Annotated in this window: 24 protein-coding genes, 1 tRNA gene and 3 pseudogenes; 13 read left to right on the top strand and 15 right to left on the bottom strand. The window is 74.1% G+C overall.

Features of this window, described 5'->3' with window-relative positions:
* Nucleotides 1-62: 62 nt before the first annotated feature.
* The 6 genes from H1A17_RS08095 to H1A17_RS08070 all read right to left on the bottom strand — a co-directional run bounded on the left by H1A17_RS08095 (nt 63) and on the right by H1A17_RS08070 (nt 5,020).
* Complete coding sequence (locus tag H1A17_RS08095; RefSeq protein ID WP_145921384.1) at nt 63-779, bottom strand: response regulator transcription factor; 717 nt, start codon at nt 777-779, stop codon at nt 63-65.
* On the bottom strand, nt 749-1,960 hold the full coding sequence (locus H1A17_RS08090) for a hypothetical protein (protein ID WP_194821537.1): 1,212 nt from the start codon (nt 1,958-1,960) through the stop codon (nt 749-751). Before H1A17_RS08090 ends, H1A17_RS08095 begins: the two co-directional genes overlap by 31 nt.
* Complete coding sequence (locus tag H1A17_RS08085; RefSeq protein ID WP_194821536.1) at nt 1,950-3,143, bottom strand: sensor histidine kinase; 1,194 nt, start codon at nt 3,141-3,143, stop codon at nt 1,950-1,952. The genes H1A17_RS08090 and H1A17_RS08085 overlap by 11 nt, the downstream gene beginning before the upstream one ends.
* Before the next feature lie 156 nt (nt 3,144-3,299).
* The gene (locus H1A17_RS08080) at nt 3,300-3,839 is read right to left on the bottom strand and encodes a DUF4240 domain-containing protein (RefSeq protein WP_194821535.1); all 540 of its coding nucleotides are present in this window, start codon (nt 3,837-3,839) and stop codon (nt 3,300-3,302) included.
* Between the two features lie 102 nt (nt 3,840-3,941).
* A complete protein-coding gene (locus H1A17_RS08075) occupies nt 3,942-4,139 on the bottom strand; it encodes a DUF397 domain-containing protein (protein ID WP_194821534.1) in 198 nt (65 codons plus the stop codon).
* Entirely contained in the window at nt 4,136-5,020 is an 885-nt protein-coding gene (locus H1A17_RS08070) for a helix-turn-helix transcriptional regulator (protein ID WP_194821533.1), read from the bottom strand. The genes H1A17_RS08075 and H1A17_RS08070 overlap by 4 nt, the downstream gene beginning before the upstream one ends.
* 297 nt (nt 5,021-5,317) lie before the next feature.
* Between H1A17_RS08070 and H1A17_RS08065 the strand changes: the two genes are divergently transcribed.
* Nucleotides 5,318-5,494: a hypothetical protein gene (locus tag H1A17_RS08065; protein WP_194821532.1), complete on the top strand. Its 177-nt coding sequence runs from the start codon at nt 5,318-5,320 to the stop codon at nt 5,492-5,494.
* Between the two features lie 8 nt (nt 5,495-5,502).
* Nucleotides 5,503-5,785 (top strand): annotated as a pseudogene (locus tag H1A17_RS34315) (hypothetical protein); the annotation flags it as partial.
* Between the two features lie 96 nt (nt 5,786-5,881).
* On the opposite strand, the gene H1A17_RS08055 reads toward H1A17_RS34315, so the two are convergent.
* A complete protein-coding gene (locus H1A17_RS08055) occupies nt 5,882-6,829 on the bottom strand; it encodes a ketopantoate reductase family protein (RefSeq protein WP_194821531.1) in 948 nt (315 codons plus the stop codon).
* 83 nt (nt 6,830-6,912) lie between these two features.
* Here H1A17_RS08055 and H1A17_RS08050 point away from each other — a divergent pair, with 83 nt between their 5' ends.
* Nucleotides 6,913-7,482 carry a TetR/AcrR family transcriptional regulator gene (locus H1A17_RS08050; RefSeq protein WP_194821530.1) on the top strand — a complete coding sequence of 190 codons (570 nt, stop codon included), beginning with the start codon at nt 6,913-6,915 and terminating at the stop codon, nt 7,480-7,482.
* A gap of 166 nt (nt 7,483-7,648) precedes the next feature.
* Here the strand turns inward: H1A17_RS08050 and H1A17_RS08045 are convergent, their stop codons facing one another.
* Complete coding sequence (locus H1A17_RS08045) at nt 7,649-9,070, bottom strand: hypothetical protein (RefSeq protein ID WP_194821529.1); 1,422 nt, start codon at nt 9,068-9,070, stop codon at nt 7,649-7,651.
* Between the two features lie 211 nt (nt 9,071-9,281).
* Nucleotides 9,282-9,354 (bottom strand) — tRNA-Arg (locus H1A17_RS08040).
* A 151-nt stretch (nt 9,355-9,505) separates the two neighbouring features.
* Between H1A17_RS08040 and H1A17_RS08035 the strand changes: the two genes are divergently transcribed.
* Nucleotides 9,506-10,189 (top strand): hypothetical protein, encoded by a 684-nt coding sequence (locus H1A17_RS08035; protein ID WP_194821528.1) that lies wholly within the window; start codon nt 9,506-9,508, stop codon nt 10,187-10,189.
* 147 nt (nt 10,190-10,336) lie between these two features.
* On the opposite strand, the gene H1A17_RS08030 is transcribed toward H1A17_RS08035, so the two are convergent.
* A complete protein-coding gene (locus tag H1A17_RS08030) occupies nt 10,337-11,356 on the bottom strand; it encodes an alpha/beta hydrolase (protein ID WP_194821527.1) in 1,020 nt (339 codons plus the stop codon).
* Nucleotides 11,357-11,521: 165 nt separating this feature from the next.
* Nucleotides 11,522-11,944 (bottom strand): HPF/RaiA family ribosome-associated protein, encoded by a 423-nt coding sequence (locus tag H1A17_RS08025; protein WP_145921363.1) that lies wholly within the window; start codon nt 11,942-11,944, stop codon nt 11,522-11,524.
* 396 nt (nt 11,945-12,340) lie between these two features.
* On the opposite strand from H1A17_RS08025, the gene H1A17_RS08020 reads away from it, so the two are divergent.
* The 3 genes from H1A17_RS08020 (at nt 12,341) to H1A17_RS08010 (ending at nt 15,853) form a co-directional block, all read left to right on the top strand.
* On the top strand, nt 12,341-13,159 hold the full coding sequence (locus tag H1A17_RS08020) for a single-stranded DNA-binding protein (RefSeq protein WP_194821526.1): 819 nt from the start codon (nt 12,341-12,343) through the stop codon (nt 13,157-13,159).
* A gap of 157 nt (nt 13,160-13,316) precedes the next feature.
* Nucleotides 13,317-14,312, top strand: coding sequence for a cobalamin biosynthesis protein (locus H1A17_RS08015; protein ID WP_194821525.1), 996 nt, complete (start codon nt 13,317-13,319; stop codon nt 14,310-14,312).
* On the top strand, nt 14,309-15,853 hold the full coding sequence (locus H1A17_RS08010; RefSeq protein ID WP_194821524.1) for a cobyric acid synthase: 1,545 nt from the start codon (nt 14,309-14,311) through the stop codon (nt 15,851-15,853). Before H1A17_RS08015 ends, H1A17_RS08010 begins: the two co-directional genes overlap by 4 nt.
* A 135-nt stretch (nt 15,854-15,988) precedes the next feature.
* Here the strand turns inward: H1A17_RS08010 and H1A17_RS08005 are convergent, their stop codons facing one another.
* Nucleotides 15,989-16,390: a rhodanese-like domain-containing protein gene (locus H1A17_RS08005; RefSeq protein WP_145923004.1), complete on the bottom strand. Its 402-nt coding sequence runs from the start codon at nt 16,388-16,390 to the stop codon at nt 15,989-15,991.
* Here H1A17_RS08005 and H1A17_RS08000 point away from each other — a divergent pair.
* The 4 genes and pseudogenes from H1A17_RS08000 to H1A17_RS07985 form a co-directional block, all read left to right on the top strand.
* Nucleotides 16,325-17,269, top strand: a pseudogene (locus H1A17_RS08000) (uridine kinase); the annotation flags it as partial. The gene H1A17_RS08005 and the pseudogene H1A17_RS08000 overlap by 66 nt on opposite strands.
* Nucleotides 17,262-18,614 carry a dipeptidase gene (locus H1A17_RS07995; RefSeq protein ID WP_194821552.1) on the top strand — a complete coding sequence of 451 codons (1,353 nt, stop codon included), beginning with the start codon at nt 17,262-17,264 and terminating at the stop codon, nt 18,612-18,614. The pseudogene H1A17_RS08000 and the gene H1A17_RS07995, both read left to right, overlap by 8 nt.
* A 76-nt stretch (nt 18,615-18,690) precedes the next feature.
* The gene (locus H1A17_RS07990) at nt 18,691-18,897 is read left to right on the top strand and encodes a hypothetical protein (protein WP_088646578.1); all 207 of its coding nucleotides are present in this window, start codon (nt 18,691-18,693) and stop codon (nt 18,895-18,897) included.
* Between the two features lie 103 nt (nt 18,898-19,000).
* A complete protein-coding gene (locus H1A17_RS07985; RefSeq protein ID WP_194821523.1) occupies nt 19,001-20,599 on the top strand; it encodes an ATP-dependent DNA ligase in 1,599 nt (532 codons plus the stop codon).
* Nucleotides 20,600-20,623: 24 nt separating this feature from the next.
* Here H1A17_RS07985 and H1A17_RS07980 read toward each other — a convergent pair whose 3' ends face one another.
* Together H1A17_RS07980 and H1A17_RS07975 are read right to left on the bottom strand one after the other, a co-directional pair.
* Nucleotides 20,624-21,379: a hypothetical protein gene (locus H1A17_RS07980; protein ID WP_194821522.1), complete on the bottom strand. Its 756-nt coding sequence runs from the start codon at nt 21,377-21,379 to the stop codon at nt 20,624-20,626.
* Nucleotides 21,380-21,803: 424 nt separating this feature from the next.
* On the bottom strand, nt 21,804-22,619 hold the full coding sequence (locus tag H1A17_RS07975; protein ID WP_145921356.1) for an SURF1 family protein: 816 nt from the start codon (nt 22,617-22,619) through the stop codon (nt 21,804-21,806).
* 128 nt (nt 22,620-22,747) lie between these two features.
* On the opposite strand from H1A17_RS07975, the gene H1A17_RS07970 reads away from it, so the two are divergent.
* The gene (locus H1A17_RS07970) at nt 22,748-24,178 is read left to right on the top strand and encodes a cobyrinate a,c-diamide synthase (protein ID WP_370516924.1); all 1,431 of its coding nucleotides are present in this window, start codon (nt 22,748-22,750) and stop codon (nt 24,176-24,178) included.
* Nucleotides 24,179-24,211: 33 nt separating this feature from the next.
* Here H1A17_RS07970 and H1A17_RS07965 read toward each other — a convergent pair whose 3' ends face one another.
* Entirely contained in the window at nt 24,212-26,344 is a 2,133-nt protein-coding gene (locus H1A17_RS07965) for a transglycosylase domain-containing protein (protein ID WP_145921355.1), read from the bottom strand.
* 166 nt (nt 26,345-26,510) lie between these two features.
* Here H1A17_RS07965 and H1A17_RS07960 point away from each other — a divergent pair.
* Nucleotides 26,511-26,752 (top strand): annotated as a pseudogene (locus H1A17_RS07960) (aminotransferase); the annotation flags it as partial.

Below are 26,752 nucleotides of genomic sequence, written 5' to 3'. Positions count from 1 at the left end.
CCCGCGCAGTGGTCTTCTGGCGTCCAGCCTCGCCGAGTCGTGACGGGCTGTCATGACACCCGTTAGGGGGTCGGCCGGTCGTACGACGCCTGTGACCGGTAGATGCCGATCTCCTCCGGCCGGATGAGACCGTCCTCGATCGCCCGGGCCAGTAACGCCGCCTTCGTGGCGGCCGGTCTACCCGCCCGGGTGTACTTGATCCGGGCCCGGTCCACATATTGTTTGACGGTGTGCTCGCTGATCTGCATCCGGCGGGCCACCGACGCCTTCGACATCGACTGGAACCACAGCAGCAGCGCTTCCCGCTCCTTGTCCGACAGGGCCGGACGGTCCGGGCGCGGATCGCCCACCATCGCCCCGGCCAGGGCCGGCGGCACGTAGGGGCGGTCGCTGGCGGCGGCCAGCACCGTGGCCACGCAGTGTTCCCGCCCCTCGTGCTTGGCCAGGAACGCGGTCGCCCCGGCGTCGAGCGCGGCGAGCATGGTCGCCGGGTCGGTGTGCTCGGAGTAGACCACCACCCGCCGACCGTCGGCGCTCAGCTCGGCCAGCTTGTCCAGCACCATCCGCCCGCGCAGCCGCAGATCCAGCAGGATCACGTCGGCCTCCGGGGCGGTCCGCAGCACCAGATCCGGGTCGTCGCCGGTGGCGAGCACCCGCAGCCGGGGCTCGGTGGACAGCCAGGCCCGCACACCGTCGATCACCACCGGATGGTCGTCGACGATCGACACACCGACCGGGCGCTCCCCGCTCATGGCCTGCGCCATCGGGTCTGCGTCCACCTGATCTCCCCGTCCCGCTCATGTACGTGTTCCACCTGGTCGTCGTCGCCGGCCCGGGTGGTCGGCGGATCGGCCGCCCCCGGGCCCTGTCCGTCCGGGGTGACCAGACTGACCGCCACCTCGTCGGGGCCGGCCACCACGGTCAGCCGGGCCCAACCGGTGGCATCGGCCAGGGCGGCGGCCAGCGGGTCGGCCAGCCGTCGACGGACCTCCACCGGCAGGGGCGGTGGCGTGCCGATGGCGATCAGCTCGATCGGCAGCCCGTTGCGTTCGGCCAGGTCGGCGGCGGCCCGCAACTCGTGCAGCAGCGGGTCCGGCACGTCGTCGGACTCGGCGATCAGGCGACGCAGCCGGGTCGCGGCGAGCACGCACCGCCGTTGCACGAACGGGTCGCCCGGGTCGGCGCGACCGTCGGCCAGTTCCGCCAGCACCTGCTCGGCGGCCCCGCCGACCAGCGCGAGCCGGGCCCGCCGGTCCGCCCAGGCCCGTTCGGCGGCGTCCCGTTCGGCGCGGACGGCGAGGGTCGCGGTGGCGGTGTCGGCGCGTTCCCGGGCGAGGGTGGCGATCACCGCCGCACCGGTGAAGACCGCCACCGGCAGCGACGAGGTGCCGTAGACGTACATCGCGTAGCGGGTCAGGTCGGCGGGGGCGGTCGCCCCGTCACCGACCAGCGCGGCGAGCGCGATCACCGCGTGCCCGGCCAGCAGGACGATCATCCAGCGGATCCGGCGACCCCACAGCACCACCACGAGGAACCAGGCCAGCCCCGTCCACGCCCAGTTCGCGGCGGCGAAGAGCTGCTCCCGGCCGGCCGCCGCGAAGACCGCCGCGTCGACCGTCAGCAGGGCCGCCGCCAGCGGCAGCGCCGGTGGCAGCAGGCCGTGCAGCAACCGGTGCGCGGCGTACCCGCCGATGGCGCAGGCGGCCAGCCAGCCCGCCGCGACCACCGTGGGGGCGGCCAGCGTGGGCCAGGCGCCGAGCAGCGCCGGCAGCCCGATCGCGAAGTGCCACACCAGGGCGATGGCCACCGCCGCGATCCGGGCCCCCCGGTCCGAGGCCCGGCCCACGTCCACCGCCGGGCTGTCGGGCACCGCCACGGCGTCGGACCCCGCCGGGCCCGTCGGCCGCACTGTCGGCGGGGGTACGCGGGCCGGCGCGGTCGCGCTCAGCTCAGTCGACATGCGGCCACTCCAGCCTGATCCGGGTGCCCACGCCAGGGGCGGAAGTCACCACCGCCCGGCCACCGACCTCGGCCATCCTGCCCCGGATCGACTCGCGTACCCCGTACCGGTGCAGGGGGACGGTGGCCGGGTCGAAACCGGGACCGTCGTCGACCACCTCGACCCCGATGCCGCCGTGGTCGCGGCCCAGCCGGACGGTCACGGCGGCGTCCGGCGCGTGCCGGGCCACGTTGGCCAGGGCGGCGGCGGTGGCGTCGACCAGGGCGGCGGTCACCCCCGCCGGTGCCGCGCAGGGCGGCAGCGTGGCCGTCACCCGTAACTGCGGGTGGGTGGCGAGCAGCGCGCGCAGGCCGGCGTCGACGTCGCCCGGGCCGGCGTCGCCCGGTTCGCCCGCCGGGGCGGACCGGGCGTGCGCGAGGCGGACCAGGGTACGCAGGTCGGCGGCGGCCCGGTCACGTAACGCCGCCGAGCCGGCCGGCAGGGCGCCCAGCCCGACCATGGTGAGCGTGGCCAGGACGGTGTCGTGCAGGTCCCGGTTCTGCCGCCGTTCCACCTCGCGGGCCGTCCGGGCCAGCACCACGTCCCGGCGCAGGCGCTGGAAGTCGGCGAAGGCGGTGTCGGCCCGGCCGATCCAGCGACGCATCACCGCCGCCATCATCGCCGCGCAGGCCGTCTGCATGAGCAGGGTCGCCGCGTGCGCACCGGCCTCGACGGTGTTGCCGGCGGCCGAGGTGCCGGCCGCGTAGCCGGCGGTGACCAGCAGGCCCGCCGGCACCGACCAGCGGGCCGGCGCGGTGGCCTGCGCGTTGATCACGGTGGTGCTGGCCAACACGGCGAGCCAGCTACCCTCGCCGGGCAGCACCTCCGGGGCGACCAGCAGCGGGGCCAGCAGGCTCGCCGCGACGGTGAACGTGACGTCCCCGGCGACGAGTCCCGGGCCGATGCCGACCCGCAGGGCCCGCGCCGCGTACCACAGTGACCAGCCGGTGAGCGCGGCCACGGCGGCCAGCAGCAGCGGCACCCGCACCGGTGGGGTACGCACCGCGAGCGCGGTCACCGCACCGAACAGCCCGCAGCTCAGCCGCAGCAGCGCCGGCAGGGTGGTGAAGATGAGTTGGAGCGCGCCACCGGCCGGCCGCTCCAGTAACGACGGTGACGAGGTCGGAGCGGGTAGGGCCGACATCGGGGGGAGGGCGTCCTTCGGGCGGTGACCCGTCCGGGTCTGCTCGGCGGTGCATCGAAGCCGGAGAATAGCATGAGCTGCCCTAACTGTTTACCTTTGGTGTGCGGCGTGTCGATCCGCCGTACCCGGGTGCCAGACCACCGGCAGCCGGGCGGCTCACCGGCCGGCCCAGCCGGTCGGGTTGGTGCACGACTCCCGGGAGATGCCGGAGCCGGTCCGGGGCGACTCGCCGAAGCGCTGCCGGTGCAGCCGGGCGAAGAAGTAGCCCATGCCCTGGAGGTAGCCGTCGGGCAACGCCCAGGTCGGGTCGGCCCGGACCGCCTCGTAGAACTCCCGCCCCAGCGCCAGCACGTGACCCCGGCCATAGAGGAAACCGTCGTCGGAACCGTCGATCACCGCGTGCACGTCGGCCCGGTCGATGTCGTACAGCTTGCGCTCGGTGACCCGGTCCAGGTCGGTCAGCTCGGGGCCGGACAGGTCGGCGCAGAGTTGGCCCAACTGGTCGAGGAAGGCGTCCAGCCAGCCGTCGATCGCGTACACGCTGTCGTCGTCGGCGGCCCGGTCGCGGGTGAGCAGCGCCCGGCGCAGCGCGGCCGGCTCGGGGCCGAGCCGCTCCCAGGCGGCCTCCACCAGACCCCAGAACCGGGCCTCCTCCTCGGCCGTGGGCAGGCGGTTCGCGGTTTCCGTGTCACTCATGGGCAGCACGGTAGCGGGCGGCCCCGACGTTCTCCGGGCAACGCCGTGCCGCCGACGTGGGACGTCGGGGCCGCCCACCCGGGCGGGCAGCCCCGGCGGGGTTCAGCGCGGTCCGCGAGGTACCGCGCGGACGAAGGTGGACCAGGCGGCCGGGTGGAACCGTAACGCCGGGCCGGACTGGTCCTTGCTGTCCCGTACGCCGATCGGGCCGGGCAGGTTGTCGGCCACCTCGACGCAGTTGCCGCCGCTCCCGCCGCTGCGGGTGCTCTTGCGCCAGACGGCCCCGGCCAGGTCAGTCATGCTCGCTCCTCGATGATCGCCCGGATGATTTTCTCTGTTGCCGCCTCGTCGGCCGCGAGCGTCTCCAGGTCGGCCCAGACGCGGTCGTAGGCGGCGACCTCCGCCGGCTTGTCCAGATAGAGCGCGCCGGTGATGTTCTCCAGGTAGACGGTAGTCGGCTCCGTCGATGCCCGCCCGAACGCCTGCGGGAAGTCCAGCAGGACGAAGGTGCCCGTCTCGCTGGCCAGCGGCGGGCCGGCGGTGAACGGCAGGACGCGCAGGCTCACGTTGGGCAGGGTGGCCATGTCGAGCAGGTGCCGCAGCTGCCCGGCCATCGCCTGCCGGTCGGGGAGGGTGCGCCGCAGCACCGCCTCGCTCAGCACCACCTTGAGGGTGGGCGCGCTGGGCAGCCGGCGGGTCAGGACGTGCTGGCGCTGCATCCGTACCTCGACGAGCTTTTCGCGCTCCGCCGGGCTCATGGTGGGATTCTTGCGGCGGAACAGTTCTGCCGCGTACTCGCGGGTCTGGAGCAGGCCCGGGATCAGTTCCGCATCGTATTGACGCAGCGTCGACGCCGACGATTCGAGGCCGACGTAGAGCGAGAACCAGGACGGGACCACGTCGCCGTAGGAATGCCACCACCCCTTGGCGCGGGTCTCCCGGGCGAGCCCGGCGACGATGGACGTCATTTCCTCCGGCACCCGGTACATCGCGCACATGGCGCGGGCGTCCACCACCCGCACCGGCACTAGGCCCTTCTCGATGCGCCACACCTTCTGCCGGGAGCAGTCCAGCCCCTCGGCCGCGCTGTCCAGGGAGACCGAGGCATCCTCACGGAGCTGGGTGAGCAGCCGGCCGAGCTGCCGCCGGGGGACGGTGGAACCGCTTGTTTCCTCCGTCATGCAACATCACCGCACCCCTGATGCAACAACAATTGTTTCCCCTCCGCCATTTCTCTCCTCCGTTCCTCGCGCGTCAAATCGACCCGACATTAGGGGGAGGGTGAGGTGTTGCGCAAGGTGTCGGTCGTGTCGCACTGTGTGAATCGCCGGACGGTGATCTGGGCGTGGAGAAAGGCGTCGACAATAGCCCGCTGTCCCGCTCGTTGCGAATAGCGCGCGGGCGGGGCGGCGCTATTTCCGGAAAGGACACCCGATGTGTGCCACCTGCGAGCGCGGAGGCCGGCCCGGGGTGGCGTCGTGACGGCCCGCCGCGAGATGCCGCTGCTGGTCCGGCTGGCGTGGGACTGCCTGGACCGGCACCGGCACCGGCGGTGCGGGAGGTGTGCCGAGGCCGGGTTCTGCCCGGTGGTGGAGGCCGCCCGGCACCGGATCAGGGAGTGGCGCAGGTTCCGGCACGTCTGGGGGCGGCGGTGAGCGCGCCGCTGCCGAAGGCGGGCGACCTGGTGGACGTGGGCCGGGCGGCCAGTGTGCAGTTCGTCAGGCCGATCAGGTGCCGGGTCATCCGGGTGCTCGACTGGATCACCTACGACGGATGGTGCTGGCTCGACGTCTACCAGCTCGACGCCAAGGGGGACGCGGTGGTCCGGCGCTCGATCTTCGTACGGCCGGCGGGGTTGGCGACGGTGCGGCCCGCGCCGGTGCCGCGCGCGCCGGGCCGGGCGGGGGTGACGCCGAACATGCGGCAGGGGCCCCGGCCGGCCGGGGTGCCGCCGGCGGGCGGTGAGCGGGGTGCGGCAGGTGCGTCGCCCGAGCGCCGGCCGGCGGGCGGCGGACGGGACGCGGCCGGTAGGGGGTGACGGGTCAGGGCGTCGTGGTGGCGGCGAAGTAGGGTTCGGCCGCCTCCAGCCGGGGGACCCGGATGCCCAGCCGGCGTGCCTCGGCCAGGGTGTCGCGGCAGACCGCGCGCAGCTCCTCGGGGTTGGCGTGCGCCTGCGTCACCCGGCGCATCGGCGGGAAATGCCCCATCAGCCAGGACATGGCCGGTGCCGCCAGCCAGAGGGGTGCGGTGAAGGGGAGCAGCTCGGCGCGGTGCCGCCGCAGGTCGACGCCGCGCGCCTCGACCAGCGGCAGCAGCTCGCGGGTGGCGAGGATCGCCTCGCGGAGGTCACCGGTGGTCAGGTTGGACAGTGTGCCCCGCCGCAGGCTCTGGGTGTGCAGGCCGGCGTTCTGGGCGAAGTGGACCGACAGCCAGCCACGGAAGTCGGCGTTCTCCCGGACCCGGAACCCGGCCGCCCGGAACACCTGACGCACGGCCCGCTCGCGCTCGGTCGGCGGCCGGTCGAGCGTGCCGAGGAAGACCACGGGCAGCAGGGACGCGCGCAGCACGCCGTCGTCGCCGAAGCCGCCGCCGGCCCCGGGGAAGCCCCAGGCCACCTGGTCGGCGGGCAGGTGCGCGGTCGCGGTCAGCGGCTCCTGCCACAGGTTGTTGAAGACGAGGACCGTGGCCCCGCCCACCCGTGGCCCGAGGAAGGCGGCAGCCTCGGCGAAGCCGTAGTGCTGCACGCTCAGCACGATCAGGTCGAAGTCGTGGTCCGGCTCCAACGATTCGCGGTAGCGCACCGGCCACTTCTCGGCGACCCGCCGGCCCCAGGGCCGCCGCCGGGCGTCGAGCAGGTCGAGGTCGATCGCCTCCCCGTACGCCGCCGCCCGCCCCGGGCGGACGTAGAACTCCACGTGGTGCCCGGCCCGTTCCAGGGCCCACCCGTACGTCGCGCTGATCACGCCCCGGCCGAACATCAAGATCTTCACGCGCACCTCACCAGCTACAATTGGAGACCATCTCCACTTCCAAAATATGGAGACAGTCTCCACTTGTCAACGCGAGGCCCCACATGACCGACGCCAAGCCCCTGCGTGCCGACGCCCGCCGCAACCGCGACGCCCTGCTCGCCAAGGCCCGCGAACTGTTCGCCGAGGGTCGCTACGACCTGCGCTTCGACGACTTCGCCAAGCTGGCCGGCGTCGGCACCGGCACGCTCTACCGCCACTTCCCCACCCGGGAAGCCCTGGCCGAGGCGGTCTACCGGGAAGAACTCGCCGCCATGTGCGACCGGGCCCGCGAGGCGCAGACCACCCTGTCCGCCGACGAGGCGCTGGAGTCCTTCCTGCGCGGATTCGTGGCCCACCTGCACGACCACGAGGGCCTCGCCCGCACCCTGTCCACGCTGATGGCCGCCCGCTCGGGCGCGCTCGCCGAGGGCGCCGAGGCCCTCGGCCGGGCCGTCACCGACCTGCTGGCCGCCGCCGTCCGGGCCGGGAAGATCCGCGACGACGTGGGGGCCGGCGCGGTCATGATGGCCCTCCAGGGCATCTGCGCGGCCTACGGCCACCCGGCCTACCGACCCGACGCGGACGGGGTGATCACCCTCGTCCTCGCCGGCCTACGCCGACCGGCGCGGTGAACGGCCTGCGCCGGTGTGCTGCCCCGTCGGGTGTCGTCGGCCTGTCGTCGGGTGTCGGTCTTGTGTTGTCGGCCGGCCGTCGGGGCTCGGCGGCCTGTCGCCGGGGGAGCGGTGGAGGCGGGGCGTGGTGCGGGCGTCCCTCGTCCGCCCGCACCACGCCGGTGGCTCAGGTGTCGTAGCGGCAGGTGCCGCCGGTGTTCGCCGTGCAGTCGTTGAGCTGGAGGCTGTCCAGGTTGATGGCCTGGTTGCCGGTGGTGGACTGCGCCGGCACGTTCACGGTGAGCCGCACGCTGGCCGCGTTCGCCGGGGCGGTGGCCGTCGTCCGGTACTCCAGCCAGTTGCCGGCGAGCGTGTCGGTCGCTCCGGTGCTGGTCGACAACAGGGTGCCGCCCGAGTTGTACCAGGCGAGCTGGAGTTGGGTGTTCACCGCCGTGCCGCTGCGCAACCGGGTGAACAGCTTGTACGTCCGGCCGGCGGTGACCGTTGCCCGGTTCGTCAGCGAGATCGACGACGTGTTGGACGGCCCGGTGTAGGTGTTGAACTGGACCGACCGGCGGCCGTCGAAGTAGGTGCAGGAGTTCGTCGAGACGCCGCAGGCGGGCGTCACCTGGTGCCAGCCGCCCGACGAGGTGAACGTCGACGTGCTGCTGCTCGGGGTGGCGGCCTCGACCGTGCGCTGTTCGGCGGTGAGCAGGTCGTTGTTCGCGCCGACGTCGCAGCAGACCGGGGCGGTCAGCATCGGGTGGTTCGCCACGTTCACCTTCGCCGTCGACGGGCTCGGGTCGAGGTAGAAGCTGGCCGACAGCTCACTCGGGTCGTAGTAGCTGCGGAACCCCGGATCGGTGTTCCAGTTGTCCCACCAGCCGTACATGATGTCCGGCACGTAGGAGGCCCCCGTCTCGGCCATCCAGGCGTGCCCGGCGCCGAGCACGTGCAGCAACTCGTGGCCGGCGACGCCGGTCGTCCACGACTCGGTCACCGCCGAGCAGTGCACGCCGCTGGAGTTGCCGCCGGACGGGCACTGGTAGGCGTCGGAGTTCGAGGCGAAATCGGTGAACACCAGGTAGATCCGGTTGCTGTCCTGGTATCCGGCGGAGACCAGGTCGCTGCGGACCGTACTGGCGGGGGTGTTCGGGTTCGCCCCGGCGTCGATCTTCTCGGGCGCGACCAGGGCGCGGGCGTAGCCGGCGTACGTGCTGGTGTCGTAGCCGGTGCGGCAGCTGAAGTTGTAGTGCTGGTCGTAGTTGGTCGACTCGTCGAGCGCCCAGTCGATCCGGTCCACCACCTTGGCGATGTACTCGACGTTGGCCTCGTAGTTGTTGCCGACGCCGTCGTGCCAGGCGTAGATCACCTGGACGGCGGGGGTCGCCCCGGTCGGCGCGGCCGGGTCGGCGACGGTGGACTGGCAGCCGCGCTTGGGCACCGTGGGCATGCTCGGCTGCGCGTACGGCTGGGCCGGCTCGGTGCCGGGCCCCCAGGCCAGGGCCGGGGTCGGGGCGGAGAGCACCGCGAGGGCGGTGGCCAGGGTGGTGGCGGCGACGGCGGCGAGGGTGCGCGGCCGGCGGGTCCGGAACGGGGACCGGGGCAAGGATGCTCCTCGGTGGGTGGCGGACACTGCCGGTTGACAGTGCGTATCCATCCAAACGATCTGCGTGACATGGATCAATGTTGATGGATGGTGAACAAGGTCATTCCCAGGTCCTGGATATGCGCTTGCCCGCTGGCCGACAACCTGTCGTGACTGATCCGTCACGGTTGGTGGATCGGGTGGGGTGAGCCGTTGTGTGGGTCGGCGTGGGTGCGCCCGGCAGGATTCGAACCTGCGGCCTTGGGATTAGAAGTCCCCTGCTCTATCCGCTGAGCTACGGGCGCGCGGCGTACGTGTCGCGCCAAGAGGGTACCGCCGACCCCCCGCCGTACGGCGGAACGGGTCGCATCCGGACACGCGTGATCAGCGTCCCACGGCACGCCCGATCCGGGCACCCCTCTTCCGTCCGGCGCGGCGGGCCGTACCCTCGGGTCCGTGCTGCTGGAACCCGACGCCGAAGACGAGGTCGCCTACGAGCTGTGCCAGCTCCTGGGCCGGGCCATCCTGCCGGTCGACACGGCCGGCGACCCGGGCACCGCCTTCTTCCTCGGCCATCCGGCCGGCGATCTCCTGCTGACCGCGGACGTGGTCGCCGGGCGGGCGCAGCGGCTCGGCCTGCGGCCGAGTGTCACCGAGCCGGCCGGTGTGGCCGGCGTTTCGCTGCCGCTGGCGGATCTGTCCGCCGGTTGGCGCCGGGACGCGCGGCTCGGCGTGGCGGCCCTGCCCACCGGCGAGCTGCACGGGTACGCCGCCGGGCAGGGCTGGCGGTGGCGGGTGCAGCCGGTGCCCGCCGCGGTGGCCGTCACGGCGGACGATCTCGCCGCGTTCGGTATCGGGCCGGTCACCGCGATCGTGCTGGCCCTCGGCCTCGGCGGTGACGGCAGTCGACCGTTGGAGGTCGCCGTCGAGCGGGCCGTCCGCGACGGCGACCGGCTGCGGGTCACCGCCGCGCTCCCCACCGGCTACGTCGGCGCTCCCGTCTTCGGGGTACGTCCCGACGCCGCCGGGGAGATCGGCCTGTGCTGTCTCGGCGTGCTCCTGCCCGGCGACGACGCGTCCGGAGGCGGACACCCGGTGGCGACCCTCGATCGCGTGCTCGCCGCCCTGCCCGCCTCCTGACCGCCGCCCCTCCACCTGCCGACCCGCCGGCTTGATCGACTCAAGGGTGGCGATGTGGCGGTGTCCCCGTCTGCCGGTTACCGCTACATCGGCTCAGATGAGTCGAGCCCGATGTCGTATGCCGCTACGTCGGCTCAGGTGAGTCGATCATGGGGAGTGGGCGGGACGTGGTTGGGGCACGGCCCCGGCCGCCGGCCCGGACGAGGCGGGAGGCGTCGGGCCGGCACCGAGGAACGCCTCGGCCCACCGGCCGACCTCGGTGAGGACCCGCTCGCGTACGGCGGGGCCGGAGAGGACCAGGTCGTGCTTGCCGCCGTCGAAGCGGGCCACGGTCACGTGCCGGCCGAGCCGGGGCGCCCAGCGGACCATGTGCTCCACGTCCAGCACGGCGTCGGCCAGGGCCGCCGAGTCGTGCCAGCGGGTGCCCCGGAAACTCCGGGTCGAGCAGGCCACCAGCACGGGGACGGGAATGTCCAGTCCGGCGCGGAGCTGCCGTTGGGCGGTGCGGATGGCGGCCAGCCAGCCGGCCCGGACGGGGAACCCGGCGAGCGGCTTCCAGGCCAGGTCGTACGTCCACTCGCCGCGATGGTCGGCGTGCAGGCTCTCGCCGTACACGGTGCCCAGGCCGAAGGGGAGGATGCGGTGCGGCGCGTGACGGCCCAGTCGGGAGACGGCGGCCGCGAGGGGTCGACGGACCAGCCAGGGGGCGTTGAGGTCGAAGAAGGGGCTGTTCAGGACGAGCCCGTCGACGGCTGCGGCGTCGCGGCGGGCGTGTGCCCAGAGCGAGATGATCAGGCCGCCGGTGGAGTGGCCCATGGCGAGCAGGGTGTCGTGCCCGTCCTCGTCCCGGATGATCTTCGCGGCGGCGTCCAGCTCGGGGAAGTAGTCGCTCAGGTCGCGGCAGAAGTTCGGGGTCTGGTGGGGTAGCAGGCTGCGGCCGTACTTGCGCAGGTCGAGGGCGTAGAAGTCCCAGCCGCGCTCGGCGTAGAAGTCGGCCAGGTGGGTCTGGAAGAAGTAGTCGACGAAGCCGTGCACGTAGAGCACCGCGCGGCCGGTCGGGCGGTCGGCGCGCCGCCGGACCAGCGTCGCGACCACCGGACCCTCGTCGTCGGTGCCCAGGTCGATCGTCTGCCGCTCGTACGGCGGCCCCAGCACGTCCTGTTCCACGACCGCGACGCTACGCCCGCAGGCTACCCGGCGGTAGCCCCCGGGGCCGACCGTCGTGGTGGACGGCGTCGGCGCGGGCCGCTCGCCCGCTGTCCGGTCGGTGGCGGGCAGCCCCGCGCCGGGCCGTTCCCCTCCGGCGGGGGAGGGGAACGGCCCGGTGGCCGGTCAGGCGGTCTCGGCGTCCACCCGGTCGAGGTTCCCGTCGGCGTCGAGATCCGGCGCGGGGGTGGGCTGGGCCATCTCCCGGATGTGCTTGTTGTGCCGGGGCTCCTGCTTGGTCTTGGCGTCGTTGAGCTTGCGGCGCAGGTCGTCCCGGGCGTCGTTGAGGGCGGCCCGCAGGTCCTCCTCGCTCGACGTGGTGACGATCTTCTGCCGGCCGGCGATCCAGCACTCCAGGGTGACCTTCTGCCCGCGCGCCTCCCGGTCCTTGACCGACACCTCCAGCTCGGTGGCGTCGGCGTGGAAGGCGGCCAGCCGGGCGTCCAGGGTGCCGAACTGCTCGACGATCCAGTTCCGGTCGCCCTGGGAGAAGCCCGCGCCCATCCGCAGGCACTCGGCCACGGTCGCCGGGTTCGCCACCGCGCTCATCGCCGCACCTCCCGCTCGGTGCGGACGGAGCCGGTCGTACGCAACGGGGTCCGAATCATCAGCGTTGCCTTTCTCGTCGGACGTCGTGCCTGGTGGTGCCTGGGTGATCAACTCTTTACCCAGCCGGGGTCGACCTCACTCCGGGTGACGCCACCTTCGGCGGTGTCGTCGTGACCCGAGGGGTGGGGCCGGCCCTGCCACCTGATCTTCGCCCCGGCCGGTCGGGCCACCCAGGGCCTGATGGCCTAGCACACCGGGACCTTGATCAGGTCGTCGTCCACAGGCGCTCCGGTTGTCCACAGGACGGGGTCGGGGACTCGCGTCGCCGTGCCGTACCGGCCAGGCTCGATCCCGAGTCGACTCGCCATTGCATCCACAGGCCCCTGGGAGGGGACGATGTTCGATACCTACGTCACGGTCGTCGGCAACGTGCTGACCGCGCCGGAATGGCGTCGTACGGCACAGAGCAACACCCTGGTCGCCAACTTCAAGGTGGCCTCGACCGCCCGCCGCCTCAACCGGGACAGCGGCCGGTGGGTCGACGGCAACAGTCTGCGCGTCCGGGTCAACTGCTGGCGCAAGCTGGCCGAGGGGGTGGCCGCCTCGGTCATGGTCGGCGACCCGGTGGTGGTCGCGGGACGGCTCTACACCCGCGACTGGACCGACGACGCCGGCAACCACCGGGTGCTCTACGAGTTGGAGGCGGTCGCGGTCGGGCACGACCTGTCCCGGGGCCGGTCCCGGTTCCAACGCAACCGGCCGACCATGGCCACCAGCACGGTGGAGGACGCGGCGGCGGCCCAACGGGTGCACGGCGAGCCGACCGAGCCGGTGCCGGCCGGCCAGGTCCCCGCCGGGCCCGACGACCGCCCCCTCGACGACGACTTCGACCTGTCCGGCTTCGGTCTCCCGCGCGCCGGCCACGACCTGTCCGGCAGCGGGTACGTCCCGCCGGCCGACCCGTTCGACGACGAACCCGACGACGACCCGGTCCCGCTGCCCGACGACGAACCGGCGGCGCAGTCGGGCGGCGGGGACCGGTCGGGCGGCGGGGACGGTCCGGGTGGCGGGAACCGGTCGGAGGAGGAGAACGGTCCGGGCGGCGACGGGCCGGCCGTTGCGGAGGAGGCGGTCGTCCCGACCCCGGGCGAGGTGGCCCTCGGTCTGGCGGGCCGGGGCCGGCGTGGCCGGGGGCGGGTACCGGTCCCGGCCTGAGACCGCCCACGGGTGCCCGCACCGGGTGTGGGCGCGCTCCGGAACCCGTGCCGGGGAAGGGACACGGGTGCCGGTTCGTACGGACGGGGGCGGGGTGGCGACGGCGACGTGGTCACCCCGCCGTACGACTAGGCTGGCCGGCCGGAGGTGGTGACGGGTGGGGCGACGCACAGCGACGGCGGACACGGTCGGGTTGCTGGCCGGGTACGCGCTGGACAGCCTGCTCGGCGATCCTCGGCGCTGGCATCCGGTGGCCGGCTTCGGTCGGGCCGCCGGTGCCCTGGAACGGCGGGTCTACCGCGCCGACCGCCGGGCGGGAGCGCTCTTCACCGCCGTCGCGGTGGGCGGGCCGGTGCTGCTCGGCGCGGCGGTCAGCCGGGCCACCCGGCGACACCCGGTGGCCCGGGCCCTGGCCGTGGCCGCCGGCACCTGGACGGTGCTCGGCGGGCGGACCCTGCGCCACGAGGCGACCGTGATGGGCGCGGCGCTGCGCGCCGGTGACCTGCCGGCGGCCCGGCACCGGCTCGGGCACCTCTGCGGTCGGGACCCGTCCCGGCTCGACGAGGGTGAGCTGGCCCGCGCCACCGTCGAGTCGGTGGCCGAGAACACCTCCGACGCCGTCGTCGCGCCGCTGTTCTGGGGCGCCCTCGCCGGGCTGCCCGGCCTGCTCGGCTACCGGGCGGCCAACACCCTCGACGCGATGGTCGGGCACCGCTCACCGCGCTACGCCCGGTTCGGCACCCCGGCCGCCCGGCTCGACGACCTGCTCAACCTGCTGCCGGCCCGACTGACCGGGCTGCTCACCGTGGCTGCCGCGCCCACCGTGCACGGCGACCGGGAGCGGGCCTGGCAGGTCTGGCGTCGGGACCGCAACGACCACCCCAGCCCCAACGCCGGGCAGTGCGAGGCGGCCATGGCCGGCGCGCTGGGAGTCCGGCTCGGCGGCCGGAACGTCTACTTCGGGCGGTCCGAGGTGCGGCAGTTCCTCGGCGACGGCCCACGCCCCGAGGCGCGGCACCTCAAGCGGGCCGCCCGGCTCTCCGGCACGGTCGGCCTGGCCGCCCTCGCGTTGGCTGCTGCCTGGCCGACGACCGGGGGGCGGCTGGTCGCCGCCGCCGGTGGCGCGCTGTGGGGTGGGGGGCGGGGTCGGTGAGCGGCGGGCTGCTCGTCGCGGGCACCACCTCCGACGCGGGCAAGAGCGTGCTCACCGCCGGCATCTGCCGCTGGCTGCACCGGGCCGGCGTCGCCGTGGCCCCGTTCAAGGCGCAGAACATGTCCAACAACTCCGCCGTCGTGGTCGGCCCGGACGGGCGGGGCGGCGAGATCGGGCGGGCCCAGGCGATGCAGGCCGCCGCCTGCGGTCTCGTCCCCGACCTGCGGTTCAACCCGGTGCTGCTCAAGCCCGGCAGCGACCTGGCCAGTCAGGTGGTGCTGCTCGGCGAGGCCGTCGACACGGTCACCGCCGGCAACTTCCGGGCCCTGCGTCCGAAGCTCGCCGAGACGGCGTACGCGGCCCTGGCCGAACTGCGGGCGACGTACGACGTGGTGATCTGCGAGGGGGCGGGCAGCCCCGCCGAGATCAACCTGCGGGCCGGCGACTACGTCAACATGGGGCTCGCCCGGCACGCCGGTCTCCCCACGATCGTGGTCGGCGACATCGACCGGGGCGGCGTGTTCGCCTCGATGTTCGGCACGGTGGCCCTGCTCGACCCCGCCGACCAGGCGCTGATCGCCGGCTTCGTGATCAACAAGTTCCGGGGTGATCTCGGGCTGCTCCGCCCCGGGCTCGACATGCTGCACCGGGTGACCGGCCGGCCCACCTACGGCGTGCTGCCCTGGCACCTCGACCTGTGGCTCGACGCGGAGGATTCGCTCGCCTACGGCCGGGTGCTCGGCCGGCCCGCCGCCCCGCACGGCACCGACTGGCTCGACGTGGCGGTGGTCCGGCTGCCCCGGATCAGCAACGCCACCGACGTGGAGGCCCTCGCCACCGAACCGGGCGTGCGGGTCCGGCTCACCGTCGAGCCCGCCGAACTGGCCGCCGCCGACCTGGTCGTCCTGCCCGGCTCGAAGTCCACCGTCGCCGACCTGGCCTGGCTGCGGGAGACCGGGCTCGCCGAGGCGGTCACCGCGCACGCCGCCGCCGGCCGGCCGCTGCTGGGCATCTGCGGCGGCTTCCAGATGCTGGCCACGGCCATCCACGACCCGGTGGAGAGCCGCCGGGGCAGCGTCCCCGGCCTGGGCCTGCTCCCCATCGAGATCACCTTCGACCCGGTCAAGACCGTCCGCCCCGCCGTCGGCACCGCCGCGCCGGACGTCCCGGTACGCGGCTACGAGATCCACCACGGGTACGTCTCCACCGCCGACGCGGACCTGCCGCCGCTGCTGCACCACGCCGACGGCCGCCCCGAGGGCGCGCGGCTCGGCGCGGTGCACGGCACCCACTGGCACGGCGCGTTCGAGTCCGACGAGTTCCGCCGCCGGTTCCTGACCGAGGTGGCCCGGTCGGCCGGTCGGCACGGCTTCACCGTCGCACCGGGCACCAGTTTCGACGCCGCCCGCGAACGCTCCCTCGACCTGCTCGGCGACCTGGTCGAGGAGCACCTCGACACCGCCGCGCTGTGGCGGCTCATCGAGACCGGCGCCCCCGCCGATCTGCCGTTCATCCCACCCGGCGCACCACCGACGACCTGACCATCCTGCCCGCCCTGACCATCCTGCCCGCCCCGGCCGGACGCCCGGTCCGCGCCCGCGCCCGCTGGGAACCCCGGTCCGCGCCCGCTGCCGTCCGTGTCGGGCCGGTCGGTCGGGCCGTCGTCGTGCCGGTCGTCAGCGACGTACGTCGGCGGGCTGGTCGGACAGCGGCAACCCGGCCTCCTGCCACGCCTGCACGCCGCCGGTCATGTCGGTGGCGTTGCGCAGGCCCAACGCCTGCAGGCTCGCCGCCGCCAGACTGGAGCTGTAACCGTGCCGGCAGGCCACCACGATCTCCCGGTCGTAGCCGGTCGCCTCGGGGATGCGCCACTCGCTGGCCGGGTCCAGCCGCCACTCCAGCACCGTCCGGTCGATGACGATCGCGCCGGGCAGTTCCCCCTGCTCCCGGCGTTGCCCCTCGGTACGCGTGTCGACCAGCAGCGCACCCGCCCGTACCGCCTCGACCGTCTGGTGAGGACTCAACCGTCGCAGCCCGGCCCGGGCCTGTTCCAGCAGGGCGTCCACGCCGGGACTCATTACGTCATTGAGCACGTCCAGATCATGCCCCGGCACCCACGGCCCCGCCCGACGAACCGCACTCCCCACGGCGGAACCAGGCTCACGGGGGACACCCACTAGCGTCACCGGTGTGACGGTGGCCCTGGTCGAGGCGTACGCGACGCTGGCCCGGCGGGTGCTCGCCGGGCCGGCCCGGTTGGGGCGTACCCGACTGGTGGCCGTCGACGGGCCCAGCGGCGCGGGCAAGAGCGTCTTCACCGCGTGCCTCGCGGACGCCCTGGCCGGCCTGCCCGACGGCGGGCGGCCACCGGTGGTGCACACCGACGACCTGCTCGACGGCTGGGACGACCAGTTCACCTTCTGGACCCGACTGGAGGAACGGGTGCTCACCCCGCTGCGGGCCGGGCGACCGGGCTCCTACCGGCGGTACAGCTGGGTGCGCCGGGCGTTCCTGCCCCGCGAGGTGCCGGTGCCGGTCGCGCCGGTGCTGCTGCTGGAGGGGGTGAGCGCGGCGCGGGCGGCGATCCGCCCGGAGCTGACCCTGTCGGTGCAGGTGACCGCGCCGGAGCCGGTGCGGTTGCGCCGCGCGCTGGACCGCGACGGTGCGCACCTGCTGGCGGAACTGCGGCGCTGGCACGTGGGTGAGGCGGCCCACTTCGCCGCCGACCGGACCGCCGACGCGGTCGACCTGGTGGTCGACGGCGCACCGACCCTGCCGCACGACCGGGACCACTACTACGTCCGCCGCCCGGCACCCGTCGGTGCTCCCGGTCCGGCCGTCGGGCCGGCGGCCGGGGCCGGTCGGCGGTCCGGCCCGACTGCGGGTTCCGGCTCGCCGGGTGGCTCGCGGTAAGGCCGGCATACGATGCCGGTCATGACCTCACCGATCATGTCCGAGTCCGAGGTACGGGCCGCCGTCGCGCGGGAACTGCCCGGGGTCCGTGCCGACCTGGAACGTCTCGTCCGCATCCCCGGCATCGCGTTCGAGGGGTTCGACCACTCGTACGTCGAGCGCTCCGCCGAGGCGGTCGCCGAGTTGCTGCGCGGCTGCGGTCTCGACGTACGGATCGTGCGGTCGGGCGGTCAGCCCGCCGTGATCGGGACGAAGGCTGCCCCGCCCGGCGCGCCCACCGTGCTCATGTACGCCCACCATGACGTCCAGCCCGTCGGCGACCTGTCGCTGTGGGAGTCCGAGCCGTTCGAGCCGGTCGAGCGGGACGGCCGCCTCTACGGGCGCGGCGCGGCCGACGACAAGGCCGGCATCATGGCGCACGTCGCCGCCCTGCGCGCCTTCGGCGACCGGCTCCCGGTCGGCGTGGTGCTGTTCATCGAGGGCGAGGAGGAGTACGGCTCGGACTCGCTGGAGCGGCTGCTCACCGAGCACCGCGAGGAGATCGCCTCGGACGTCATCGTGATCGCCGACTCCACCAACTGGGACGTGGGCGTGCCGGCCCTGACCACCTCGCTGCGCGGCGTGGTCAACCTGTTCGTCGAGCTGCGCACCCTGGACCACGCGGTGCACAGCGGCATGTTCGGCGGTGCCGTGCCGGACGCGTTGACCGCGCTGGTCCGCCTGCTGGCGACCCTGCACGACGACGCCGGCGACGTGGCCGTCGAGGGCCTGACCGGCCGGGCGGGGGCCGCCGTCGACTATCCGGAGGACCGGTTCCGGGCCGAGGCCGGGCTGGTCGAGGGGGTGTCGCTGATCGGCACCGGCCGGATCACCGACCGGCTCTGGACCCGACCGGCGGTGGCGGTGCTCGGCATCGACGCCCCGGCCACCGGCGAGGCGCCGAACGCGCTGGTCCCGGCGGCGAAGGCCAAGCTGAGCGTACGGCTGGCGCCGGGCGACGACCCCAAGCGGGCGTACGACGCGGTGCGTACCCACCTGGAGAAGCACGCGCCGTGGGGCGCCCGGGTGGCGGTGACCCTGGAGCACGACGGTGACCCGTGCGTCATCGACGCGTCGGGGCCGGTGTTCGACGCCGCCCGCGCGGCGTTCCGGGCCGCCTGGGACGGCACCGAGCCGGTGGACATCGGCGTCGGCGGGTCGATCCCGTTCATCGCCACCTTCCAGGAGATGTTCCCGCAGGCGGCGATCCTGGTCACCGGGGTGGAGGACCCGCACGCGCGGGCGCACGGCCCCAACGAGAGCCTGCACCTCGGCGAGTTCGCCCGGGTCTGCCTGGCGGAGGCGCTGCTGCTGGCGAAGGTGGCCGAGCAGGGGCGGCAGGCCGGTTAGGTCGCGGAACCATAACTTCGGGGTCGATGTCGGAGTTCGCGGCGTGTCGGACGACGGCCTGGTATAGCCTTCGAACATGCGTACGAACGACGTGATGACGCGGCTGGAAGCCGCCGTGAGCGCTCTGGGGGACGTCGACGTCTCCGCGTGGCCCGAGGACACGCTCAAGGAACAGCTCGGCGAGCTCTCGGCCGTGTTGGTCGCCCTGGACGGCGTGCTGTCCCGGGTCGCCGACGGCGTCCGCGCCCGTGGGCTGCGCATCGAGGAGCCCGTCTCGGTCTGAGCCGTGGTCCGGGTGGCCACACCCGGTGCCACTGGGGAGGACGGCCGGATCGGGACGGCCCGGGTACGGCAATACCCGGGTGATGTCGGGGGTGGCTGGCAGGATGAGGTGCGTGCGGTTCCTCGACCTGGCAGCCACCTCCGCGGCCGTCGCGGCCACCTCCGGCCGGCGGGCCAAGGTGGAGTTGCTGGCCGACGCGTTGCGGGCGCTCGACCCGTCCGAGGTGTCGGTCGGCTCCGGCTACCTCGCCGGTGAGCTGCGCCAGCGGCAGACCGGCGTGGGCTGGGCCAGCCTGCGCGACCTGCCGCCGCCGGCCGCCGAGCCGACCCTGACCGTGACCGCCGTCGACGCGGCGATCGACGAGATCGCCGCCGTGCACGGGCCGGGCTCCCAGGCCCGTCGCCGGCACCTGCTCGCCGCCCTCTTCGGTGCCGCCACCGCCGACGAGCAGCGGCTGCTGGTCGACCTTTTCCGGGGCGAACTGCGCCAGGGCGCCCAGGCGGGCCTGCTCGCCGACGCCGTCGCCAAGGCCGCCGACGTCCCGGTGACGGCGGTACGCCGCGCCCTGCTGCTCGCCGGTGACCTGCGGGCCGTCGCGCTGGCCGCCCGCACCGGCGGGGCCGCCGCGCTGGCCGGGTTCGGGCTCCAGGTGGGCCGCCCGCTCGCGCCGATGCTGGCCCAGAGCGCGCCCTCGGTCGACGCCGCGCTCCAGGCCACCGGGGTCCCGGCCGTGGTCGACGTCAAACTCGACGGCATCCGCATCCAGGTGCACCGCTCCGGCGACGACGTCGCGGTCTTCACCCGCAGCCTCGACGAGATCACCGCCCGGGTGCCCGGGGTGGTCGCCGCCGTACGCGCCCTGCCGGTCCGCGACGTGGTGCTCGACGGCGAGGCGATCGGGTTGGACACCGCCGGCCGTCCGCTGCCGTTCCCGCAGACCTCCAGCCGGGCGGCCCGACGGGCCACCGCCGCCGCGACCGGGGTCACCTCCGCCGGCGGTGCCGCCGCAGCGGCCGACGTGGCCCCGCTGGCCGAGGCGACCGCGCTCACGCCGTACTTCTTCGACCTGCTGCACCTCGACGGCGACGACCTGATCGACCTGCCGGGCCGGCAGCGGTGGGCCCGCCTCGCCGACGTCGTCGACGGGTCGCTGCTGGTCGGCCGGGCCGAGGTGGAGGACCCCGAGCAGGCCGGTGCGGTGTTCGCCGCTGCGCTCGACGCCGGCCAGGAGGGGGTGGTGGTCAAGTCGCCGGACGCGCCCTACGACGCCGGTCGACGGGGCACTGCCTGGGTCAAGGTCAAGCCCCGGCACACCCTCGACCTGGTCGTGCTGGCGGTCGAGTGGGGCAGCGGCCGGCGGGAGGGGTGGCTGTCCAACCTCCACCTCGGTGCCCGGGACCCGCGCACCGGCGAGTTCGTCATGCTCGGCAAGACCTTCAAGGGCCTCACCGACGACCTGTTGCGTTGGCAGACCGAACGCTTCCTCGGGCTGGCCGTGGAACGCGGTGACTGGGTGGTGCGGGTCCGCCCCGAGCAGGTGGTCGAGATCGCCTTCGACGGGGTGCTCGCCAGCACCCGCTACCCGGGAGGGGTGGCGCTCCGGTTCGCCCGGGTGCTGCGTTACCGCGACGACAAGTCGGCCGCCGAGGCGGACACCATCGACACGGTCCGGGCGCTGCACGCCGGGCGGCCCACCGACTGAGCCGCACCCGGCGGGACGGCCGGTTCAGACCGTGGACAGCGACCGGGCGTAGTTGACCTGGTTGTTGATCTGCTGCACCTGCCCCTGGTCGACGACCGGGATACGGGCCACGTACTGGTGGCCGCCGCTGGTCACCGTCACCTGCACCGTGCCGTGGTACCGGGTCTCCTTGATCAGCAGGAAGAGCAGGCTGAAGATGGTGAGGCAGAAGAAGCCGAGGATGGCGCAGACGATCGCCCAACTGGCGATCTTCTCCTCCCGCTGCCAGTGGTCGGTCACGTACCAGGTGGCGCCGGCCAGGGGCATCACCCCGGCCGGGGTACGGATCACCGGCGGACTCACCATGATCTCGCCGATCTGCACCGCCGCCGGCTGCTGACCGCCCGCCGCCCCCGGCAGCGGCGGGGTGAACTGCGGCGGGTACGGCCCCGGCTGGCCCACCGGCGCGGCGTACGGGTCGACCCCGGCCGGTGCCGGGAACGGTGCCGGCGGCGCGGAGAACTGGGCCGGCGGCGCGGAGAACTGCGCGGGCGGTGCGGAGAACTGGGCCGGCGGGCCGGAGAACTGCGCCGGTGGGGCCGAGTACGGTCCGGCCGGCGACGGGGTGGAGGGGTCGAGCGGTGCCGCCGGGGGAGGCGTGGCCGGGAACGGGGCCGTGGGAGGCGTCTGCTGCGCCGGTACCGCCGGGGGCGCGTCCGGCGACGGTGCCCACGGGTCGGAGGCGGGGCTCGCCTGCGTGGGCGGATCGGACGGGTACGACGGGGCGGGGTCGGAGGTCACCGCGACACCTCACGCGCGTTGGACATCCTGCGGACCATACAGCGTCCGCCGCCGTCCCGCGTCCCGGCGTGGTTCCGACCCCGGGGCACGGCGGCCCGCAGAGGGCCCGGTGCAGCCACCGCCAGCCGGTCGCCCCGGCCGGGTGGGTGACTGTCGTGGGTCCTTTCGAGGTGATGACGAGAACGAGTCAGGGCCGACCGGGAGTGGTGGACCGAATCGCGCGGCTCCGGCACTCGACCGGGTGATGTCGTGACGTCATCAGCTCGAAAGGACGCGCACCCATGGTGGGAGGCCGCCCGGCTGGTGCCGTATGGCGGGCAGCCTGGCGGGGCCGGGCAGTTCGGCGGGCGGGGCAGCCTGGTGGGCGGGGCAGCCTGGCGGGCGGAACAGCCTGGCGGGCGGGGCGGTCCGGCAGGGGCGGTGGTCAGGCGGAGGCGGCCGGTTCGGCGGCCCGGTCGACGGGGGGCTTCGGCGCGTCCAGGCCGGCGGCCCGGCGGGCCTCCCGCCGGGCCACCCAGCCGTAGCCGAACAGCGTCATCGCGGCGAACAACCACCACTGGACGACGTAGCCGAAGTTCTGCCAGTTGTTCGTGTGCCCGATCGGCACCGCCCGGAACGCCGGGTCGTTCGCCGGGGTCTGCTCGTCGAGCAGCAGGTAGGCCCCGTGCAGCGGGTACGGCAGTTCCCGGGCCAGCTTGTCCACGGTCACCCGACGGGTCTCCAACCGGCCGTCGCGCCGGTCCACGCCGTTGCCGCCGCTCTCGGTGGGGTGCACCCGGCCGACGACGGTCACCTGACCGGTCGGCAGCGCCGGCACCTCGGGCATGGCCAGCGCGCCGCCGGGCGCCGGGGGAACCCATCCCCGGTCGACCAGCACGGCCGTGCCGTCGTCGAGCACCAGCGGGGCGAGCACCTCGAAGCCGACCCGGCTCTCCACCGTCCGGCCCCGGATCAGGATGACGTTCGAGGCGTCGTACCGGCCGGTGACGGTGACCCGGCTCCACTCGGCCTGCGCGGCGGGGGCCGGACCGACCGTGCCCGCGCCCCCGGTGGGGGCCGGCAGCGTCGACCGCAGCGGTGCGGGGGTGCCGGCGGTGCCGGCGTCGATGCGCTCGTTGACGGCGGTACGTTCCCGGTAGCGGTCCAGCTGCCAGTTGCCGAGCAGCACCATGACGGCGGCGGCGACCAGGGTCAGCGCGAGGATGCCCAGCCAGCGTGGGGTCAGCAGGAACCGGTACACAGCATGAGGCTACCCGTATGACCGACGCCACCCTGCGCGACGGCCCGGCACCGGCCCGTACGCCGTCGGATCGGCGGTCTCCGCCTGTCGCCGGGGGCGGGTATGGTCACGCCTGCGGATCGCCGCCGGTGTTCCTCCCGGCCGTCCGCGAGCCACCGCCCGTCGCCACCGAGGAGTCGATGATGACCGCCGTGCCGCGCCTCGTGTTCAGCGCGCCGTCCTCCGGTCACGGCACCAACGCGTTGTCCGTCGGTCTGCTCGCCGCCCTCGCCGACCGGGGGCTCGATGTCGCCGGTTTCAAGGTCGGCCCGGACCACGTCGACGCCGCCTACCTCGGCCTGGCCGCCGGCCGTCCCGGCCGCACCCTCGACCCCCGGCTGATCGGCGGCGACCGGCTCGGGCCCCTTTTCGCGTACGGCGCGCAGGGTGCCGCGTTGGCCCTGGTCCAGGGCACCATGGGGCTGTACGACTCGGTCGCGGGCCGCCCCGAGGCGGAATCCACGGCCGCCGTGGCGACCGCGCTGCGTAGCCCCGTCGTGCTGGTGATCGACGTGGCGGCGATGGGGCAGTCGGTGGCTGCCCTGGTGCACGGCTTCCGCTCGTACGACGAGCAGCTCTGGTTGGGTGGGGTGATCCTCACCCAGGTCGCCTCCGGCCGGCACGAGGCCATGCTCCGGGAGGCGCTCGACGACGTCGGGATGCCGGTCTACGGCGCGCTGCGCCGGCACGAACTGCCCCCGGTGCTGCCCGCCCGCCGGCACGGCGTGGTGCCGGTCCTCGGCCGCGACGCCGAGGCGTCCCGCGCGGTGCGCCGGCTCGGCGAGGCGGTCGCCGGAACGGTCGACCTGGAACGGCTGCTCGGGTTGGCCCGCTCGGCCCCGGCGCTCTCCGTCCCGTCCTGGTCGCCGGTGTCCGCCGCTCCGGTGGGGGACGCGCCGGTGGTGGCGCTCGCCGGCGGCCCCGGCGGCAGCTACAGCCACCCGGAGACCGCCGAGCTGCTGCGGGGTGCCGGGGCCCAGGTGGTCACCGTCGACCCGCTGCGCGACGAGGCGTTGCCCGCCGGCACCCGCGCGCTGGTCGTCGGGGGCGCGCTGCCCGAGTCGTACGCGCGGGACCTGTCGGCCAACCGGCGGCTGTGCATCGCGGTGGCTGAACTGGCCCGCACCGGCCGGCCGGTGATCGCCGAGGGCACCGGTCTGCTGTGGCTGGCCCGGGAGCTGGACGGGCTGCCGATGTGCGGGGTGCTGGACGCGATCGGCGCGAGCCGGGACGGCCTGGTGGTCGGTTACCGGGAGGCGACCGCCCTGTCCGACAGCGCGGTCGCCCGTACCGGTGCGACGGTGGTGGGCTACAAGCAGCACGGCGCGGTGCTCACCCCCCGCTCCGGGCAGCGGGCCGCCTGGAGTTGGGAGGGCGGCACGCCCGAGGGCTTCGTCTGGCGGGGGGTGCACGCCTCCCAGCTCGGCCTGCACTGGGCGGCGTACCCCGAGATCGCGACCCGGTTGGTGACGGCGGCGGCGCTGCCCTCGCCGGTCGAGGGCGTCGCCGCACCGGCCTGACCGGCCGGCCAGCCTCGGCCGGCCGCCCCCGCCTCAGCCGACGATGGCGTCCGACGGTGGGGTGAACTGGCGGGTCGGGGTGCCCTTGAGACCGTCGCGCAGGGTCTGGGCGACCGCGTTGACCGGGACCTGGGACTGCCCGTCACCGACGGCGTTGAACGGGTTGTCCGGGTCGGCGATGAAGCTCGCCGCCGCCAGTTCCGGGGTGTAGCCGACGAACCAGGCCGACCGGGTGCTGTCCGTGGTGCCGGTCTTGCCGGCCACCGGGCGGCCCACCGTGCCCCGGACGCTGTCCGCCGTCGACCAGCCGCCGCAGCTGCCCTTGGCCGGGGTGTCGCCGGTGGGGCAGCGCGCCGCGTCGGTGGCGGCACGGGCGGCGTCGGCGTTCACCACCTGCCGGCAGCGCGGCTTGGCGACCTCCCGTTCGATGCCACCGGCGGTCTTGTACGTGGCCGGGGTGCCGTCCCGGTTGGTGATCGAGTTGACCGGCATCGCCTCGCAGTAGCGCCCGTCGGCGGCGATCGCGGCGTAGGCGTTGGCCATCTCCAGCGGGGTGGCGTCGGAGACGCCCAGGGTGAACGCGCCCCACTTCTTCGCCTTGCTGGGCGACGCCTGGTCCTTGTCCACGTCGGTACGCCAGCGCAGGCCGAGCTGCTCGGCGAGGTGCACCCCCCGGTCCGCGCCGATCTTCTCCTCCAACTGGACGAAGTAGGTGTTCACCGACTTGCCGAACCCGGACCACATGGTCTGCCGGCCGGTCATCGCCCCGCTGGCGTTGGACGGCGCCCACCCGTCGTACACGGCGGACTTGTACCGGTACGGCGAGTCGAACGCGGTGGACAGCGGCATCCCGGCGTCCAGGGCGGCCAGCATCGGGAACATCTTGAACGTCGAGCCGGCCTGGTAACCGGGGAGGGTGCCGCCGCCGAGCAGCGGGGCGACCGTGTTCGGGTAGTTCGCCTTCGTCTTCGGGTCGGCCTCGGGGTTCGAGCTGGGTCCGTTCTGGCTGACATCCAGGGAGTACGTCCGGTTCACCGCCATCGCCTTGATCCGCCCGGTGCCCGGTTCGGCGACCACGATGCCGTTGGCGAAGGGGCTGCCGACGCCGTCCTTCGCGCCGACGTTCTTCTCGGCGGCGGCCTGGACCTTGGGGTCGAGACTCAGCACGATCCGGTAGCCGCCCCGGCGCAACTTGTCCATCCGTTCCAGCCGGTTCTCGCCGAACGCGGGCTGCGCGCTCCACCAGTTCTTCACGTAGTCGCAGGCGAAGCCCCAGGTGTTGTACTTGCCGGGGATCGAGGCGCAGTCGTTGGCGGGGGTGGTGGGCCGGGTCCGGATGGGTTCGCTCTTGGCGACCGCGGCGGCGTCCGGGGACAGGTAGCCGAGTTGGGACATCTTGTCGAGGACGTAGTTGCGCCGGCCGGTGGCCTCCTTCTGGTCGGAGCTGAGCGGGTCGTACTCGGAGGGGGACTTGACCAGGCCGGCGAGGGTGGCCGCCTCGACCGGGGTGAGCGTGGCCGGGGTCTTGGAGAAGAAGATCTGCGCCGCGGCGTAGATGCCGTACGCCCGGTGGCCGAAGTACGCCGAGTTGAGGTAGCGCTCCAGGATCTGCTCCTTGGTCAGCTCCTTCTCGATGTCCAGCGCCATCCGCATCTCCTTGACCTTGCGCAGGCTGGTCTGCTGGGTGGCCTCCTGGACCTCCTGCGGCGTCTGCGCGCTGTCCCGCAGCGCCATCCGGACGTACTGCATGGTCAGGGTGGAGGCGCCCTGGGACACGCCGCTGGAGCGGGCGTTGGCCACGAAGGCGCGGGCGACGCCCTTGGGGTCGACGCCCCGGTGCTGGTAGAAGCGGTTGTCCTCGGCGGCGACGATGGCCTGCTGGATGTTCGGCGACATGTCCGACAACTTGGTGTACTGCCGGTACTCCTCGTAGAACATCGTCAGGATCGTGGTGCCGTCTGGGGCGTAGAGGTAGGACGTCTCGGCGGGCAGGGCGGTGCGCAGGATGTTCGTCTTGTGCTCCACGGCGTGCGCGGTGGCCTTGGCGCCCAGGCCGGTCACGGCGGCCAGCGGGTACGCCACGGCGGCGAGCACGATGCCGGCGATCAGCCCGGCACGCAGCAGAGGAACGGAACGACCAGCGGCAGCAAGGGGTCGATTGCTCACCTGGTCAAGTTATGACATTTCCGATTCGTCCATGAGAAGAATTCATGAACGCTCGGGCGTTCCCCGACCGGGACGGCGACCGCGGGGGAAGAGTCCGGCATGCCGTGATGTGGACCACCCCGGGATCGGCTGTCCCCTGCGCCGGCTTCCCGGCAGGATCGCGGACATGCATGGGCAACTGACCGGCGGCACGCCGTCGACCGGTCCGGACGGCGGCGGCGACGTGCCGGCGACGACGCGCGGGACGACCGCCGACCCCGGACCGGATCTCGCCCACCACGGGGACGCCGAGGCCACCCCCGGCCTGGTCGACCTGGCCGTCAACGTCCGCCGGGGCCCGATGCCGGACTGGCTGGCCGCCCCGGTCACCGCCGCCCTCGCCGCCCTGGCCGGCTACCCCGACCCCCG

Source organism: Micromonospora sp. S-DT3-3-22, from assembly GCF_015354745.1.
GTDB classification, from domain to species: Bacteria; Actinomycetota; Actinomycetes; order Mycobacteriales; family Micromonosporaceae; genus Micromonospora; species Micromonospora wenchangensis.
The sequence above is the reverse complement of the archived record's forward strand: the minus strand, read 5'-3'. Positions and strand labels throughout refer to the sequence as shown.